This is a genomic window from Cereibacter johrii (assembly GCF_001720585.1).
In the GTDB taxonomy this organism is placed as follows: Bacteria; Pseudomonadota; Alphaproteobacteria; order Rhodobacterales; family Rhodobacteraceae; genus Cereibacter_A; species Cereibacter_A johrii.
Genome location: NZ_MABH01000056.1, coordinates 1 through 15,417, shown reverse-complemented (window position 1 = coordinate 15,417; position 15,417 = coordinate 1). Strand labels below are relative to the sequence as shown.

Annotated in this window: 6 protein-coding genes and 1 pseudogene; 4 read left to right on the top strand and 3 right to left on the bottom strand. The window is 69.1% G+C overall.

The genetic code is table 11. The features are described 5' to 3' along the window. From A9O63_RS04015 to A9O63_RS04000, 4 genes and pseudogenes are all read left to right on the top strand, one after another. A pseudogene (locus tag A9O63_RS04015) lies at nucleotides 1–381 on the top strand (serine/threonine protein kinase); the annotation flags it as partial. A 2-nt stretch (nucleotides 382–383) separates the two neighbouring features. After that, the gene (locus A9O63_RS04010) at nucleotides 384–2,273 is read left to right on the top strand and encodes a vWA domain-containing protein (RefSeq protein WP_235836923.1); all 1,890 of its coding nucleotides are present in this window, start codon (nucleotides 384–386) and stop codon (nucleotides 2,271–2,273) included. Between the two features lie 884 nt (nucleotides 2,274–3,157). Continuing rightward, nucleotides 3,158–11,047, top strand: coding sequence for a VCBS domain-containing protein (locus A9O63_RS04005; RefSeq protein ID WP_084295586.1), 7,890 nt, complete (start codon nucleotides 3,158–3,160; stop codon nucleotides 11,045–11,047). 83 nt (nucleotides 11,048–11,130) lie between these two features. Further along, nucleotides 11,131–11,874, top strand: a complete 744-nt coding sequence (locus A9O63_RS04000; RefSeq protein ID WP_235836922.1) for a sulfotransferase — start codon at nucleotides 11,131–11,133, stop codon at nucleotides 11,872–11,874. Between the two features lie 55 nt (nucleotides 11,875–11,929). Here the strand turns inward: A9O63_RS04000 and A9O63_RS03995 are convergent, their stop codons facing one another. From A9O63_RS03995 to A9O63_RS03985, 3 genes are all read right to left on the bottom strand, one after another. Then, on the bottom strand, nucleotides 11,930–12,958 hold the full coding sequence (locus tag A9O63_RS03995) for an NADP-dependent oxidoreductase (RefSeq protein ID WP_069330768.1): 1,029 nt from the start codon (nucleotides 12,956–12,958) through the stop codon (nucleotides 11,930–11,932). A gap of 193 nt (nucleotides 12,959–13,151) precedes the next feature. After that, complete coding sequence (gene pcaF, locus A9O63_RS03990; RefSeq protein ID WP_069330767.1) at nucleotides 13,152–14,351, bottom strand: 3-oxoadipyl-CoA thiolase; 1,200 nt, start codon at nucleotides 14,349–14,351, stop codon at nucleotides 13,152–13,154. Nucleotides 14,352–14,415: 64 nt separating this feature from the next. Continuing rightward, nucleotides 14,416–15,417: 3-hydroxyacyl-CoA dehydrogenase family protein (locus A9O63_RS03985; protein WP_141703032.1), on the bottom strand; the 1,002-nt coding region annotated here is incomplete at its 5' end.

The window sequence follows — 15,417 nt, the reverse complement described above, 5'->3', positions numbered from 1 at the left end:
GGTCTGGCCGCCGCGGGCGCGGGCCTGTGGTTCGGCCTGCCGTATCTCGACACGCCCGCCGGCAGCCGCGTGGTCACCGATGCCCGCGCGGTTGTGGCCGCCCATGATCCGCTTGCAGAAATCGAAATCCGCTTCGCCGCGGGCGATGTCGAGACGGCCTTCGCAAGCCTGATGGCGCTGGCGAACGATCAGGCCGGCGCGCCGGAAACCCGGAGGGACGCCTATCTCGCGCTCGGGCGGATGTACGATCCGGCCAGCTTCAACGCCAGCCGCAGCCCGTTCAAGGCGCCCAACGCCTCGGCTGCGCGGCGGAACTATCAGGCGGCTGCGGACCTCGGCTCGGCCGAGGCGCGGCAAGCCATTGTCCTCTTGAGGGAATGACGATGCTGCGCCTGCTGATCCTCGTTCTGAGCCTCGCCGCCACCGCCCTTTGGGCCGGGGATGGCCGCCCGCTGGTCATGGAGGGCAAGTCCGCCCTGCCGCAGCGCGTTCTGGTGCGCGAGGCGGGCGAGCGTCTGGAGACGCCCGGCGGCCGGTCGCTGGGTCCGGTCGTGCCGCTGCAGCAGTTCTACGTCTATGCGCGTCAGGATGGCTGGGTCGAGGTCGGGCCGGGGCAGGACGGGCGCGATCTGGGCTGGCTGCCGGCGCAGGCGGTGGCCGACTGGAACCAGAACATCGTGGCCGCACTGGAGGTGACGGCGGGGCTGGAACGCACGCTGTTCTTCTCCGACTTCGATGCCGCCTATGAGGTGGTCGAGGCCGAGGATCCGGGCCGCGACGCGGCGGCGCTGCGTGCCGAGGCCGAGGCGGCCGAGCAGGGCGGGGCACAGTCGGACCGCATCGTCGCGCTGGGGCCGCGCGAGGCGATCGACCAGCGGCAGCGGCTGCATGTCCTGCCGATCCTCTCGGCCGAGGAGGCGCTGTTCGAAAGCGGCGCCTTCGTCAACCTGCTGAAGGTGGCGGTGGCGCGCGCGCAGGCGCCGGCCGATGCCTCCCGACCCATCGGCCAGCCGATGCGCGCGGGCATCGTCTTCGTCGTCGACACCACCCATTCCATGGCGCCCTACATCAGCGCCACCCGCGACGCGCTGCGCGAGGTCTATGGCGAGGTGGCGGCGGCGGGTCTGAGCGACCGGGTGTCCTTCGGGCTGGTCGGCTATCGCGACAGCCTGAAGGGGCAACCGGCGCTGGATTACGCCGCGCGCACCTTCGTCACGCTCGACGAGGGGCGGACGGCCGAGGGCTTCCTCGCCGGGATCGCGCAGATGACCGAGGCCACGGCCTCGAGCCGGAACTTCCGCGAGGACAGCTATACCGGGATCGACCATGCGGTAACCTCCCTCGACTGGTCCGGCTACGACGTGCGCTTCCTCGTGCTGGTCACCGATGCGGGCCCCCGCGAGGCGACGGACGAACTGAGCGGCACGGGCCTCAGCGGGCAGGCGCTGAACCGGCTGGTGCATGAGGATCTGGGCGGCTACATCGCCGTGATGCACCTGCTGACGCCGAAGGGCGGCGAGGTGGGTGACCACGACCGGGCGCAGCGGCTCTACAGCGAGCTGACGAGCTTTCCCAACCTTCCGCCGCTCTACTTCCCGGTGGCCGAGGGGCAGGCCCGGGAATATGAGGCGGCGGCGCGTCGGCTTGGGCAGGTGGTGGTGAGCCAGATGTCCGCGGGGGCCGCGCCGCCGGCCCAAGGCGGCGAGATCGCCGAGGCGATGGGGCAGGCGATGCAGACGCTGCAACTGGCCTGGCTCGGGCGGCAGGAGGGGGCCGAGGCGCCGGACGTCTTCGAGGCGGTGATCGCCGACCGCGATTTCGCGCAGCCCGCGCTGCGCCCGGTGTCGATCCGGCTCCTGCTGTCCAAGGCGCAGCTGTCGGATCTGGCCGAAGCGCTGCAGATCATCGTCGAGAAGGCCGAGACGAACGTGCTCGATCCCGACCGCTTCTTCGAGCAGGTGCTGGGCGCCGCCGCCGACATGAGCCGCCGCCCCGAGCGGGTGTCGCAGCGGCAGGACGAGACGCTTGCCGGCGCGGTGGCGATTTCGGAACTGCTCGAGGGGCTGCCCTATCGCTCGCGGATCATGACGATCACCTCCGACGACTGGGTGAGGATGTCGATCTCGGAGCAGCAGGCTCTGGTGAATGACCTCTACGACAAGCTGGAGCGCTACCGGCGGTACAATGCCTCCTCGGACCTGTGGGTGAACTACCTGGGTCAGCCGGGTGCGGATGGCCTGCTTTATCCCATGCTGCTGGACGATCTGCCCTAGGATCGGGAACCGCCTCCGGTCAGCCGCGCCTGCGTCGGCGGCAGATCGGAGTGGGCCTACCCCCGCGCTGCGGAATTTCTCCCCTTGGGCCGCGCAAGATACGCGGCCGGTTCGGGATCTGCCGGCCGCGTCGGGATCGCCGCCCCTTGGCCCCGGGCCGAAACAGGACCCCTGCTGCGGATGCACCGAGCCATCCTGGCCTTTCCTCTCTCGATACTCAGGCGCGGTCTGGGCTTTGAGTGCAGTATCGGGAGCCGGGCGTGTTGACCCCACCTGCGCGTGCTTCAGACGTGGCCTACCATCTTGGCGGGGGCCCGGAGGATCGTCCCTGCTCGTGAGGGCGATGTGGATCCGGATCTCTGCCGTCTGACGTTGCTGAAGAACCCCGCCCTCGGCGCCGGATGCAGGACGTGATCCGCCCTCACGGGCAGGACAGGGATCTCTGGCTGAGCGGGACAGACGAGACGTGGGCGGCGAAACCGTGAAGAACGAGCTCGCCTTCATCGCGGCGCGCGCTGCCGAGCACGCCGTGATCCTCATGTGCCGGGTGCTTTCGGCCAGCACGAGCCGGTTCTACGCCCGGCGCCTCTGGCGCATGGATCTACAGGACCGCCCTTCGGACAGTCGGGCGACCGTTGCAGCATGGCCACCATCCTCCTCCCCGACGCCCGGCGGCCATGATCGATATTGCACGCTCAAGGTGAAACACATATCGAAAAACTCTCCCTCCGGTAATTTGGAAGGGCTGCGCGGATCTGCCGCTCGTTCCCTTAGGTCAACTGAGCGCCAGCCCGGTCAAATTCGGCACGAATTTGCCTCAATTTAGACCCCCATTCGACACATCGGATGCGGAAAAGCCGGGTGCAGCCCCCGTGGAGATTCTCATGCCGACAGTGAACCTGACCTCTGCCCTGACCTTCTCCGAGGGCGGCCTTCCGCAGCTCGTCGACCCGAACATCACCATCACGGGCGGCGGAGCCTTTACCGAAGGCTACATCGAATTCTCGGTCAGCTCGCCCACGGCGGGCGACAATTTCAGCCTGACCAGCGCCTCCAACCCGCAGGCCAACGGCGCGATCTCCTTCGACAACGGCGACGTCTATCTCGGGACCGGCTCGGCCCGCGAGCGGATCGGCTCGGTCGATGCGACCTTCAACGGCCAGGACGGCCAGCCGCTGCGCATCCTGTTCTCCAGCCCGCTGCCGAACGCCGGCTTCGAGGAAGGCGAGGCGAACTGGACCATCCGCGACGAGGAATATGGCGACAACGGCAACGAGCTGAACCTCGACGGCCTGCAGATCACGCTGGCCAATGACTCGGCCTACAGCGGCGGCACCGGCACGACCAACGTCCAAGACCCCACCAGCATGAACTGGAACGGGTCGGTGCAGGATGGTACGGGCGTCGACGGATCGCGGGCGCTCTATCTCGGCAGCGGCGGCGGCATCGTCGAGGGAGACCAGAACCCGGGCGGCAGCTATCAGGTCGACGGCTACGGCTCGATCCACGGCCCCTATGCCACCAGCTCGGTGATCACGGTCGCGCAGGGCGACTCGATCTCGCTCGACTTCCTGGCCAAGGGCGTGAGCGACGACTACGAGGTGTTCGGCTTCCTGCGCCGCGTCGATGCGAACGGCAACTTCCTGAGCAACAGCGTCAGCAGCCCCGACAACATCCTGCTCTTCGCCCAGCGGGGCGACGACACCGGGGGCTGGACGACCATCAGCAAGGAAGGCCTGCCCGCAGGCAACTACCGGTTCGAATTCGTCGGCGGCACCTATGACGGCACGGGCGGCCTCGCGGTGGGCTCGAACCTCTATGTCGACAACATCCGCCTGATCTCGTCCACCTCGGTGAACGACAGCGTCGCCCAGGCCATCGCCCGGCAGGTCGCCTACCAGAACGACGCCAATGACGCGCCGATCACCCGCCAGATCACGGTCACGGCGGTGGACGGCAACGGCACCAGCGGCTCCTCCTCGAACGGTCTGACCTTCGCCGCCGAAAACGACGCGCCGAGCCTTGCCAACAGCACGCTCACCTCGATCGCCGAGGACAGCAACCCCGCCGGCCAGACCATCGCCGCGGCCTTCGGCGGCTCCTTCTCGGATCCTGACAACGCCTATTCGCCCACCGATACGATGGCGGGCGTCGTCATCACCGGCAATGCCGCGACCGGCGCCCAGGGCGACTGGCAATATTCGACCGACAACGGCGCCACCTGGATCTCGATCGGCAGCGTGACCTCGCAGAGCGGGCTCGTCCTTTCCTCGGCCACGCTCATCCGCTTCGATCCCGCGCTGAACTGGAACGGCACGCCCGGCGCGCTGACGCTCCGTGCGCTGGACAGCACCTATGCCGGCAGCTTCACCAACGGCACGACGGCCGTGAACCTCGACACGACCGGCGCCACCGGCACCGGCGCGCTCAGCCAGAACAGCGCCACCGGCTCGATCACCGTCACCCCGGTGAACGACGCACCCGTCTTCACCGCGGCCCCGGTCGCGCTGACGGTGGCCGATACCGAGGCCGTGGACAGCCCGGCCGCGATCACCGGCTCGATCTCGGCCTCCGACCTGCACGGCGGTGCGCCGGGCGAAGGCGGCACGCTCACCTATGGCGTTCAGAACGGCTTGTCGGGCAACGGCTTCTCGGTTCTGACCCTGTCCTACGGCACCCTGTCGGTGAACCAGTCGACCGGAGCCTACAGCTTCACCCCGAACGCGACGGCGCTGAACAGCTTGGCCGAGGGTGAGGAGGAGAACTTCTCCTTCACGCTCACCGTCTCGGACGGGCAGGGCGGCACGCAGACCGCGACGCTCGACATCACCTTCACCGGCGCCAACGACGTGCCGGTCGTCCGCGCCCAGACCGCTACGGCGGTCGAGGCCTCGGGTCTCAACAACAACGTCGCCGGCGGCGCGGCCACGGGCTCGCTGCTGACCGGTCCCAATGCGGCGACCGATATCGACGGCGACGCGATCTCGGTGGTGGGCGTGCGCACCGGCGGCCAGTCCGAGACCGGCACCGAAGGCGTCTGGACCGACGGCACGATCACGCTTCAGGGCACCTACGGCACGCTGACGCTGAACGAGGACGGCACTTGGTCCTACGCGGCCGACGATGACAATCCGACGGTCGACGGCCTGACCGGGCCGACCGACACGCTGGAAGAGACCTTCACCTACACCGTGACCGATGCGAACGGCGCCACCGCGTCGCAGGAGCTGACCGTCACCATCTCGGGCCGCAACGACGCGCTGAACGTGTCGAGCGCCATCGGCACCGATATCTCGACCGGCGAAGATGCCGACACGCAGATCGACCTCACCGGCCTCGTCTTCGAAGACCCGGATCTGGGCACCGAGATCTACGAATTTGCGGTGGATGCGGGCCAGGGCACGCTCTGGACCGAAGGCGTGCAGGGGCTGACCGTCACCGGCAACGGAACCGGCCAGCTGGTTCTGACCGGCTCGGCCACCGCGATTTCCGAATGGATCGCGGCCAACGACCTGACCTACCGTTCGCCGGTCGAAGGCAGCGGCGCCGACACGATCAGCCTCTCCTACGGCGAGGCGGGCGCCGAGGGCCGCACCCCGCTCGAGTCGATCAACGTCGCGGTGGACATGATCAACGCCCCGGCCGTGGTCGATGTGAACGGGTCGGTCACGACCCAGGGCGGCGCCGGCGTGGCCGAAGTGGCCCAGGTCACCTTCCTCTCGACCGGCACCGCTCAGGTGCTGACCTTCGACGGGGTGCAGATGCAGATCGCGGGCGGCAGCACCGCCGCCGAGATCGCCGAAGCCTTCGCGGCGCAGGAGTTCCCGAACTGGACCGTCAGCCATGACGGCGAGGGCCGGGTGACGCTGACCGCGACCGCCACCGGCGCGCGGCCGGACCTCACGGCGGCCGACTTCACCAACGGCTCCGGCGCCTTCTCGCCGCTCGTCTCGACCACGGGCGGCACCGATGGCAGCGTCAATTTCACCGCGCGCGGACCGGCCATCGCCATCCTGCCGACGCTGGACCTGAGCGACGTCGACAGCGCGATGATGACGGGCGCCAAGGTCAGCATGACCGAAGGCCTGTTCGACAACGGGTTCGGCACGATCTACGAGCGGCTGTCCCTGTCGGAGGAGGCGCGCGCGTTCGCGCAGCAGAACGGCGTGGGCATCAGCATCGTGACGACGGCGGCCACCGGCTCGGTCATCACCTTCACCGGCGCGGCCTCGGCGGAGGTCTACGAGACCATCCTGCGCGGCGTGATCTACAGCAACACCAACCCCAATGCGGTGGCGGGCACCCGCCCCGTGAAGATCGAGGTGACCGACTCGGACGGGCTGGCCTCGAGCCTCTCCAGCGTCAACCTGACCGAGGGCAACACCGAGATCGCCGTCGGCCAGCGCATCTTCATCAACGGCGTGGACAGCGGCCAGGTCGTCTCGATGGTGCGCGACGCCACGAGCTTCGTGGCCAGCGGCCCGCTGGCCGATCTGGAGCCCGGCGCGGTGCTGAGCTTCCATGACGGCGACGGTCAGCAGACCACGGCGGTTTCGGCGGGCGACGGCACGGCCACGATGGACGTGAACGTGATCTGGGCCCCCGTGATCGACATGAACGGTGCCGGCGCCGGCGACATCCACCGGACGACCTACATCGAGCAGCATGCCCCGGTCGCCATCGCGACCGCCGATGCCCGCATCGTCGATCAGGAAGGTCTGATCCGCTCGCTGGACGTGGTGCTGACCAACCCGCTCGACAATGTCGAAGGCTCGGCCCCGGTCGAATATCTCGGTATCTCGAAGGCGGTGCTGGACGTGCTGGCGGCCCGCGGCATCACCATCGGTGCGCATGACGGCCAGTTCGACGCCAACGGCAACCTGACGGGCGCCACCTCGATCACCTTCGCGGCGGCCAACGGCGCCAGCGCCACCAGCTTCCAGATCGCGCTGCGCGGCGTGACCTATGCCAACATGGACGATGCCCCGGACACCGCGACGCGGATCGTGACGGCCCAGGGCACCGACATGGACGGCAACGAGGGCCTCGTCTCGCAGACCGAGATCAACCCGATCGCGGTGAGCGACGCGCCGGTGGCGATCGACAGCAGCGTGACCGGCTCCGAGGATGCGGGCCATGTCTTTGCCGCCGGAGACTTCGGCTTTGCCGATCCGGTGGACGGCGGCGCGAACCAGCTTGCCTCGATCACCATCAACAGCCTGCCCGCCACGGGCACGCTGCTTCTGGGCGGGGTCGCGGTCACCGTGGGCACCGTGGTCACCCTCGCGCAGCTTCAGGCAGGCGCGCTGACCTATCAGCCGGTCGCGGACGTGAACGGCGAAGAGGTCGCCTCGTTCGACTTCCTCGTGACCGACAACGGCAGCCTTGCCAATGGCGGCCAGACCACCTCGACCGCTCCGGCGACCGTGGTGATCGACCTGACGCCGGTGAACGATGCCCCGGTCCTGCCGGAAGACACCTCCGTGACCGGCACCACGATCACCGAAGACCAGCTGACGAACGCCGGGGAACTGGTGGCCGATCTGATCGGGGCCATGACGGATGTCGATACGGGCGTGCACAGCGCCGGGAACGGCACCGAACAGGGTATCGCGGTCTATGGCGCGGGCTCCGAAGGGGTCGGCGGCGGCACCTGGCAGTATCGCCTCGCGGGCGGCACCGACTGGATCGACGTCACCCTCGAGGAGGGCGAAGTCCTGCTGCTCGGTGCGGACGACCGCATCCGCTTCTCGCCGGATGGCGAGAATGCGACCGAGGCGCAGCTGTCCTACTACGCCTGGGACGGCGCGACCGGCACGGCGGGCAACGTGGTCGCCGGCATCGCGGGGGCGGCCAATGCCGCGAACCGTGGCGGCACCTCGGCCTTCTCCAGCAACGGCGCTTCGGCCACCATCGAGGTGACAGCTGTCAACGACGTGCCGTCGATCAGCATGGGCGAGGGCAACACCTTCTATGCCCGCGGCGATGCTGTGGCGCTGTTCTCGGAAGAGACGCTGCAACTGGCCGACCCGGACGAGGGTGCGGCGGTGAGCCAGATCGTCATCACGCTCGATGGCGAGACCGCGGTCGACAACGCCTTCGGCACCACCTACGAGACGATCTTCTCGGCCGGCGGCACGACCTTCGTGGCCCAGTCGGGCACCGAACTGACCATCTCGGGCACCGGTCTGGCGGGCGATCCGCTCACCATCTCGGGGACCGGGTCGATGGCGGACTACCGTGAGGCGCTGCTCAGCCTGCGCTACGAGAACACCAACCCGAACGCCTTCGCGGGCGACCGGTCGATCTCGGTCACGGTGACGGACGAGACGGGCGCGGACTCCGCTCCGACGGACTTCATCCTGCCGGTCGAATGGGCGACGGTGGCCGATCTCAACGGTCCGTCGGGCGAAGGCCGCGACCATTCGATCAGCTATCTCGAAGGCAGCGGCAGCCAGGCGATCGCCACCGCCGATGCCGAGATGATCGACCAGGAGGGCAACACCGTCGAGGTCGTCATCACGCTCGAGGATGCGGTGAACGGCCCGGCCGAGATGCTGTTCGTCGATCCGGCGGTCCTGCCGGCTCTGGCGGCGCTGAACATCGTGGTCACCGGCAACGGCACCCACGAGATCCGGCTGACGAGCGAGGAGGGCGTGGATCCCACGAACTTCCAGCTGGCGCTGCGGGCCGTCCGCTACGTCAACAGCTCGACCGCGCCCACCGCGGCGGAGCGCCATGTCACGGTCTCCTCGACCGATGCCGACGGCAACCCGGGCGTTCCGGCCACCACGGTGATCGGGATGGAGCTGGTGAACGACGCGCCGGTCGAGGATCTCTCGATCTCCTACGGGGCGTCCGAGACCCGCAACCCGCTGTCGGGCGATCAGCTGCTGCTCGTGGGCACGCTGGACGATGCCGACGGGTTCGGGCCGAACCCGCCCCTCATCGAATGGCTGCGGGACGGCGTGGTGATCGCTTCGGACAACGGCCAGCCGGTCTACACGCTGCAACCGGCGGATGCAGGCCATGTCATCAGCGCCCGCATCACCTACACCGACGGTGAAGGCAACGTGGAAGTCATCAATGTCGATGGCCCCGCCATGGTCGGGCTGAACCTCGAAGGCACCGACGGCGCCGATCTGCTGACCGGCTCGCGGGGGGCGGACGTGATCTCCGGCCGGGTGTTCAACGACACGCTGATCGGCGGGGCGGGCACCGACCAGCTCTTCGGCGGCGATAACGACGACCGTCTCTACGGCAACGAGGGCAACGACAGCCTCTATGGCGAGGAAGGCAACGACTGGCTGCATGGCGGTCAGGACGACGACCTGGTCGTGGGGGGCGACGGCGACGACACGCTTGCGGGCGGTCTGGGCAACGACACCCTGCTGGGCGGCGCGGGCAACGACACGGCCAGCTACGAGACGGCCACCGAGGGCGTCTTCGTAAGCCTCGTGCTGCAGGGCGAAGGCCAGCTGGTGAACGCGCAGGAAGGCTACGACCTGCTGACCTCCATCGAGAACCTGACGGGCAGCAACCACGACGACAGGCTGATCGGGGACGAGGCGGACAACGTGCTCTCGGGCCTCGCGGGCAACGACTTCCTGATGGGCGGCGCGGGCAATGACACGCTGCTCGGCGGCGAGGGGTTCGACTTCGCCGACTATTCCGCGGCAGCGGGCGGGGTGACGGTCAATCTGGGGCGTGACGGGCTGGCGCAGGTCATCGGCGCCGATCAGGGCAGCGATGCCCTGAGCTCGATCGAGGGTATCATCGGCAGCGCCTCCGACGACATCCTGTCCGGCAGCGCGGTCGCCAACGCCATCGACGGTGGCAACGGCGATGACCAGATCACCGGCGGCGCGGGCAACGACACCATCGTGGGCGGTGACGGGTGGGACAGCCTCTATGGCAACATCGGGGATGACCTCCTCTATGGAGACGTGGGCAGCGACTGGATCCACGGCGGCCAGGGCAACGACACCGTGCTCGGCGGTGCCGGAGACGACACGCTGGCCGGCGGCCTCGGCGACGATCTGGTCGACGGCGGCGAGGGGACCGACACCGTCGAGTTCCAGACCGCAACCGCCGGTGTCACCGTGGATCTCTCGCTCCAGGGTCAGGCGCAGCGCATCAGTGCCGAGGAAGGCATGGATACGCTGTTCTCGATCGAGAACATCATCGGCAGCCGGTATGACGACCGCCTGCTGGGCGATGCCGGGGCCAACATGATCGACGGCAGTGTCGGCAACGACACGGTCATGGGTCAGGCCGGCGAGGACTTCATCTTCGGCGGGGACGGCAACGACAACCTCTACGGCAACCAGGACAACGACACTCTGGTCGGCGGCAACGGCAACGACTGGTTGCACGGCGGTCAGGGCAACGACCTGCTGGTGGGCGATGCGGGCAACGACACCCTCAACGGGGGTGTGGGCAACGATGCGCTGGTCGGGGGTCAGGGCTTCGACCTTCTGACGGGCGGCACCGGGGCGGACACGTTCGTCTTCGGCAGCCTCGACAGCGCGGATGCGGATCGGATCACCGATTTCGAGCAGGGCGTCGACCGCATCCTGGTCACCGACGAGCTGATGTGGGCGCTGCAGGATGCGGAGGCGAACCTGGCCGATCAGATCGTCTGGAATGCCGAGACCGGGATGCTCTCGATCGATCTCGACGCCGGCGAGACGACCCGTCTGGTGAATCTTGCTCAGATCGATCATGATGGAACGCTGAACATCACGATCAACGACTTCCAGGTCCTGATCTGAGAACCCTGCCGGGCTTCGGCCCGGCAGCCTCCGGCACCAGAAAAAGGGCGGCGTCCGCAAGGGCGCCGTTTCGCATCATGAGCATGATCGAACACGGACCCGACCCGACCCAGGCTCCGATTGCCGTGGGCGCCATCGGTGGCAGCGGCACCCGCGTCCTCGCCCGCATCCTCAAGGGGGCGGGCGTCTTCATGGGAACGAGGCTGAACGAGTCGGAAGATAATCTGGACTTCACCGACCGCTTCCGCCACCGCGAGGTGCTCGCCTTGCCCGACCCGGCCTTCCAGGCGCGGCTGCGGCAGTTCGAGGGCCTGTCGCGCGCCGGAATGCGCGCGGCCGGGCAGCAACGCTGGGGCTGGAAAGAGCCCAACACCCATGTGGTGATCGAGCGGATCCTCAGGTCCTATCCCCACATGCGCTATGTCCATCTGCTGCGCAGCGGGCTCGACATGGCCTTTTCCGCCAACCAGCGCCAGGCGTGGTTCTGGGGGCCCCACTTCCTCGAGCGTCCCGTGGCCGAGCCGCCGGGCCCGCGGGACATGCTGGCCTATTTCTGCGAGGTGCACCGCCGGATCAGCACAGTGGCGGCCCGGCCGGAGAACCGCGACCGGGTGCTGTTCCTGCAGTACGAGGCGCTCTGCGCCCGCCCCGAAGCGGAGATCGCGCGGCTGATGGGCTTCCTTGGGCTCGAGCCTGCCGAACCCGTCGCCGCGCTGGCCGCCCTGATCGCGCCCCCCGCCAGCATCGGCCGGCACCGGGAGCACGATCTGTCGGTCTTCGATCCGGCCGATCTGGCCTATCTGGAGCGCACCCAGCCTGCTCCCTGAGGCTCGTGCCCTTGCGCCCTCCTCGGTGGCCCGGGTCCGGGGCGGGCGCCTGCGCCTAGACCTTCACGACCATCTTGCCGAAGTTGCGTCCCGCCAGCAGGTCGTTCAGCGCCTGTGGCGCGGCCTCCAGCCCCTCGACGACCTGCTCGCGGTACTTGACCTTTCCCTCGGCCAGCCAGCCCGTCATCTCGCGGGCGAATTCGGCATAGAGGCTGCGCGGGAAACTGTCGAAGATGATGAAGCCCTGCAGCTTCACCTTCATCCGCAGGATGGTGCCCATGAGGGCCGGCGCAATGTCCGGCCCCTCGGGCAGGCCGGGACTGTTGTACCAGGAGACGATGCCGCAGACCGGCATCCGCGCGAACGGGTTCAGGAGCGGCAGCACGCCATAGAGAACCCGGCCGCCCACATTCTCGAAATAGACGTCGACGCCGTCCGGGCAGGCGGCGGCGAGCTGCGACTCGAAATCGGGGGCCCTGTGGTCGATGCAGGCATCGAAGCCCAGCGTCTCGACCACATGGCGGCATTTGTCGGCCCCGCCCGCAATGCCCACGGCGCGACAGCCCTTCAGTTTCGCGATCTGCCCGACCGTGGCCCCCACCGGGCCGGAGGCCGCCGCGACCACCACCGTCTCTCCGGGCTTCGGTTCGCCGATCTTCAGAAGACCCGCATAGGCGGTATATCCGGGCATCCCGAGGATGCCGAGCGCCCAGGAGGGACGCTCGGGCGCCTTGCCGAGATTGACGACCTCGGTCCCGTCCGAGAGCGCATAATCCTGCCAGCCGCTGCCCGCGAGGACCATGTCGCCGGGCTCGAACCCGGGCAGGCTTGACTGCATCACCTCGGCCACCACCTGTCCGGTCATCACCTCGCCGATCTCGACCGGCTTGGCATAGGATTTCGTGTCGTTCATCCGCCCGCGCATGTAGGGATCGAGCGACAGCCACACCGTCCGCAGGAGCATCTGCCCCTCGGCGGGTTCGGGAATGGCGGCCTCTTCCAGCCGGAGCGTGCTTTCGTCGGGCGTGCCTTTCGGACGCTGCGCCAGCACCACGCGGCGGTTGATGTCGGATCTCTGCGGCATGTGTTCCTCCCGGCTGTCCGGGCGGATGTAGCGCCGGAGCCCCCCTCGGGAAAGTGCTGCGGCAGCGGATGGCGGGGCCGCCGCGCGAGGGACGCGGCAGGTGGTGCCGCGGCTACCCCCGTCCCGCTCCTGCTGGGCAGGCGGCAACGGTCTGCGCGTCAGTCGGCCGCGCCGCCCCGGGCGATGGTCGATCTCAGACCCGTTCCAGCGCGATGGCAATGCCCTGACCGACACCGATGCACATGGTCGACAGCGCCCGCCGCCCGCCCGTGCGCTGCAGCTGGAGCGCCGCGGTTCCGGTGATGCGCGCGCCCGACATGCCCAGCGGGTGGCCGAGGGCGATGGCACCGCCGTTGGGGTTCACCCGCGCATCCTCCTCGGCGATGCGGAGTTGCCGGAGCGTCGCCACGCCCTGCGCGGCGAAGGCCTCGTTCAGCTCGATCACGTCGAAGCCCTCTGCGGTCAGCCCCAGACGGGCCATCAGCTTCCGGGTCGCGGGCACCGGGCCTATGCCCATGATGCGCGGAGGCACGCCCGCGGTGGCGCCGCCCAGCACCCGCGCCATCGGGGTGAGCGCGTGGCGCCGGACGGCCGCCTCGCTGGCCAGGATCAGGGCCGCCGCGCCGTCGTTGACGCCGCTGGAATTGCCCGCCGTGACGGATCCGCCGGCGAAGAGCGGCTTCAGCTTGGCAAGCGCCTCCGGCGTCGTGGCCCGCGGATGCTCGTCGCGCTCCACCCGGACAGGCTCGCCCGGGCGCTGCGGAACGAGGACCGGCGCGATCTCCTGTGCGAGCCGCCCGTTCGCCTGCGCCGCTGCCGCCTTGGTCTGCGAGGCAAGGGCCATGGCATCCTGCGCCTCGCGGCTGATGCCGAAGTCGCGGGCGACGTTCTCACCCGTCTGCGGCATGGGATCCACCCCGTAGGCCGCCTCCATCGCGGGATTGACGAAGCGCCAGCCGATCGTCGTGTCATGGATCCCGGCAGACCGCGAGAAGGCCGTTTCGGCCTTGGGCAAAACGAACGGCGCGCGCGACATGCTCTCCACCCCGCCCGCGATCACGAGGTCCGCCTCGCCCGCGCCGATCTGGCGGGCGGCGGTCAGCACGGCATCCATGCCCGAGCCGCAGAGCCGGTTGATCGTCGTGCCGGGGACGCCCACCGGCAGCCCCGCCAGCAGCGCCGACATGCGGGCCACGTTGCGGTTGTCCTCGCCCGCCTGATTGGCGCAGCCGAAGATCACGTCGTCCACCGCATCCCAATCGGCGCCGCCGTTGCGGGCCATCAGGGCCCTGAGGGGCACGGCCCCCAGATCGTCCGCGCGGACCGAGGAGAGCGCCCCGCCGTAGCGGCCGATGGGGGTGCGGATATAGTCGCAGATGAAGACCTGGGTCATGTCGGTGCGGCCGGATCGGCCCCTCCCTTGCGTGGATGTGCTCCGGCCCGCGCCCGCGCGCCGGTCATTCTCCGTCCTTGCGGGCCTGGGCCCTGCGCGCGGCGTGAAACATCGGCCCCCCCTTGTGACGCGGGAAGCCGTAGCCATGCACCTCGACCAGATCGATGTCCGAAGGGCTCTGCGCGAGGCCTTCGTCGCAGATCCGCTGGCCTTCCTCGGCCATGGCGGCGATGAGCCGATGGGCGATCCCGTCGCCGCTCGGCCGTGGACCGGGGGTCACGAAAGGGGCGATCAGGGCGGCCGCGTCGGGCGATGGCTGGGGAAGGCGGCTTCCCGGCGCATAGTCGTACCAGCCGCCGCCCGACTTGCGGCCCAGGCGGCCCGCGCGCACCAGCCGGTCGCCCGGACCTTCGGGCAGGTCCTGCCCGAGCGCGCGGGCGGCCTCTCTGGCCCGGAAGGCGATGTCGAGCCCGGCCATGTCCTGCATCTCGAACGGACCCATCCCGAGTCCGAAGGCGCGCATGGCCTGATCGATCTCGGCCGGGGTGGCGCCCGCGAGCAGGAGAGCCTCGGCCTCGGCGCGATACCGCTTGAGGATGCGGTTGCCGATGAAGCCCTCGCCGTTGCCCGCCTGAACCGGGATCTTGCCCAGCCGCGCCGCCAGAGCGACGCCGGTGGCGAGGGTGCGGGGCGCGGTGGCGGTCAGCGGCACGATCTCGAGCAGCTTCATCACCTGCGCCGGGCTGAAGAAATGCAGCGCGATGAACCGATGGGGGTGCGGCAGGCCCTCCACGATCCGCTCGGGGTCGAGGTAGGAGGTGTTGGTGGCAAGGATCGCCTCCGGCCCGCAGAGGCGGACCAGCTCCTCGAACACCCGGCGCTTCACGGCCAGATCCTCGAAGACCGCCTCGATCACCAGATCGCAGTCGGCCAGAGCGCCGAGACCGACCGTGCCTGCGACACGCGCCATCCGCTCTGCCGCGCCGGCCCGATCCGTCAGCCCGCGCTGGACCTGCGCCTCGAAGATGGCCTCGATCCGCGCGAGGCCGGCCGCGAGCGCCTCCGG

Bases quoted from the DNA above. Each gene is read 5' to 3' on its own strand.
- A9O63_RS04010 (WP_235836923.1), top strand. From the start codon at position 384: ATGCTGCGCCTGCTGATCCTCGTTCTGAGCCTCGCCGCCACCGCCCTT.
- A9O63_RS04005 (WP_084295586.1), top strand. From the start codon at position 3,158: ATGCCGACAGTGAACCTGACCTCTGCCCTGACCTTCTCCGAGGGCGGC.
- A9O63_RS04000 (WP_235836922.1), top strand. From the start codon at position 11,131: ATGATCGAACACGGACCCGACCCGACCCAGGCTCCGATTGCCGTGGGC.
- A9O63_RS03995 (WP_069330768.1), bottom strand. From the start codon at position 12,958: ATGCCGCAGAGATCCGACATCAACCGCCGCGTGGTGCTGGCGCAGCGT.
- pcaF (WP_069330767.1), bottom strand. From the start codon at position 14,351: ATGACCCAGGTCTTCATCTGCGACTATATCCGCACCCCCATCGGCCGC.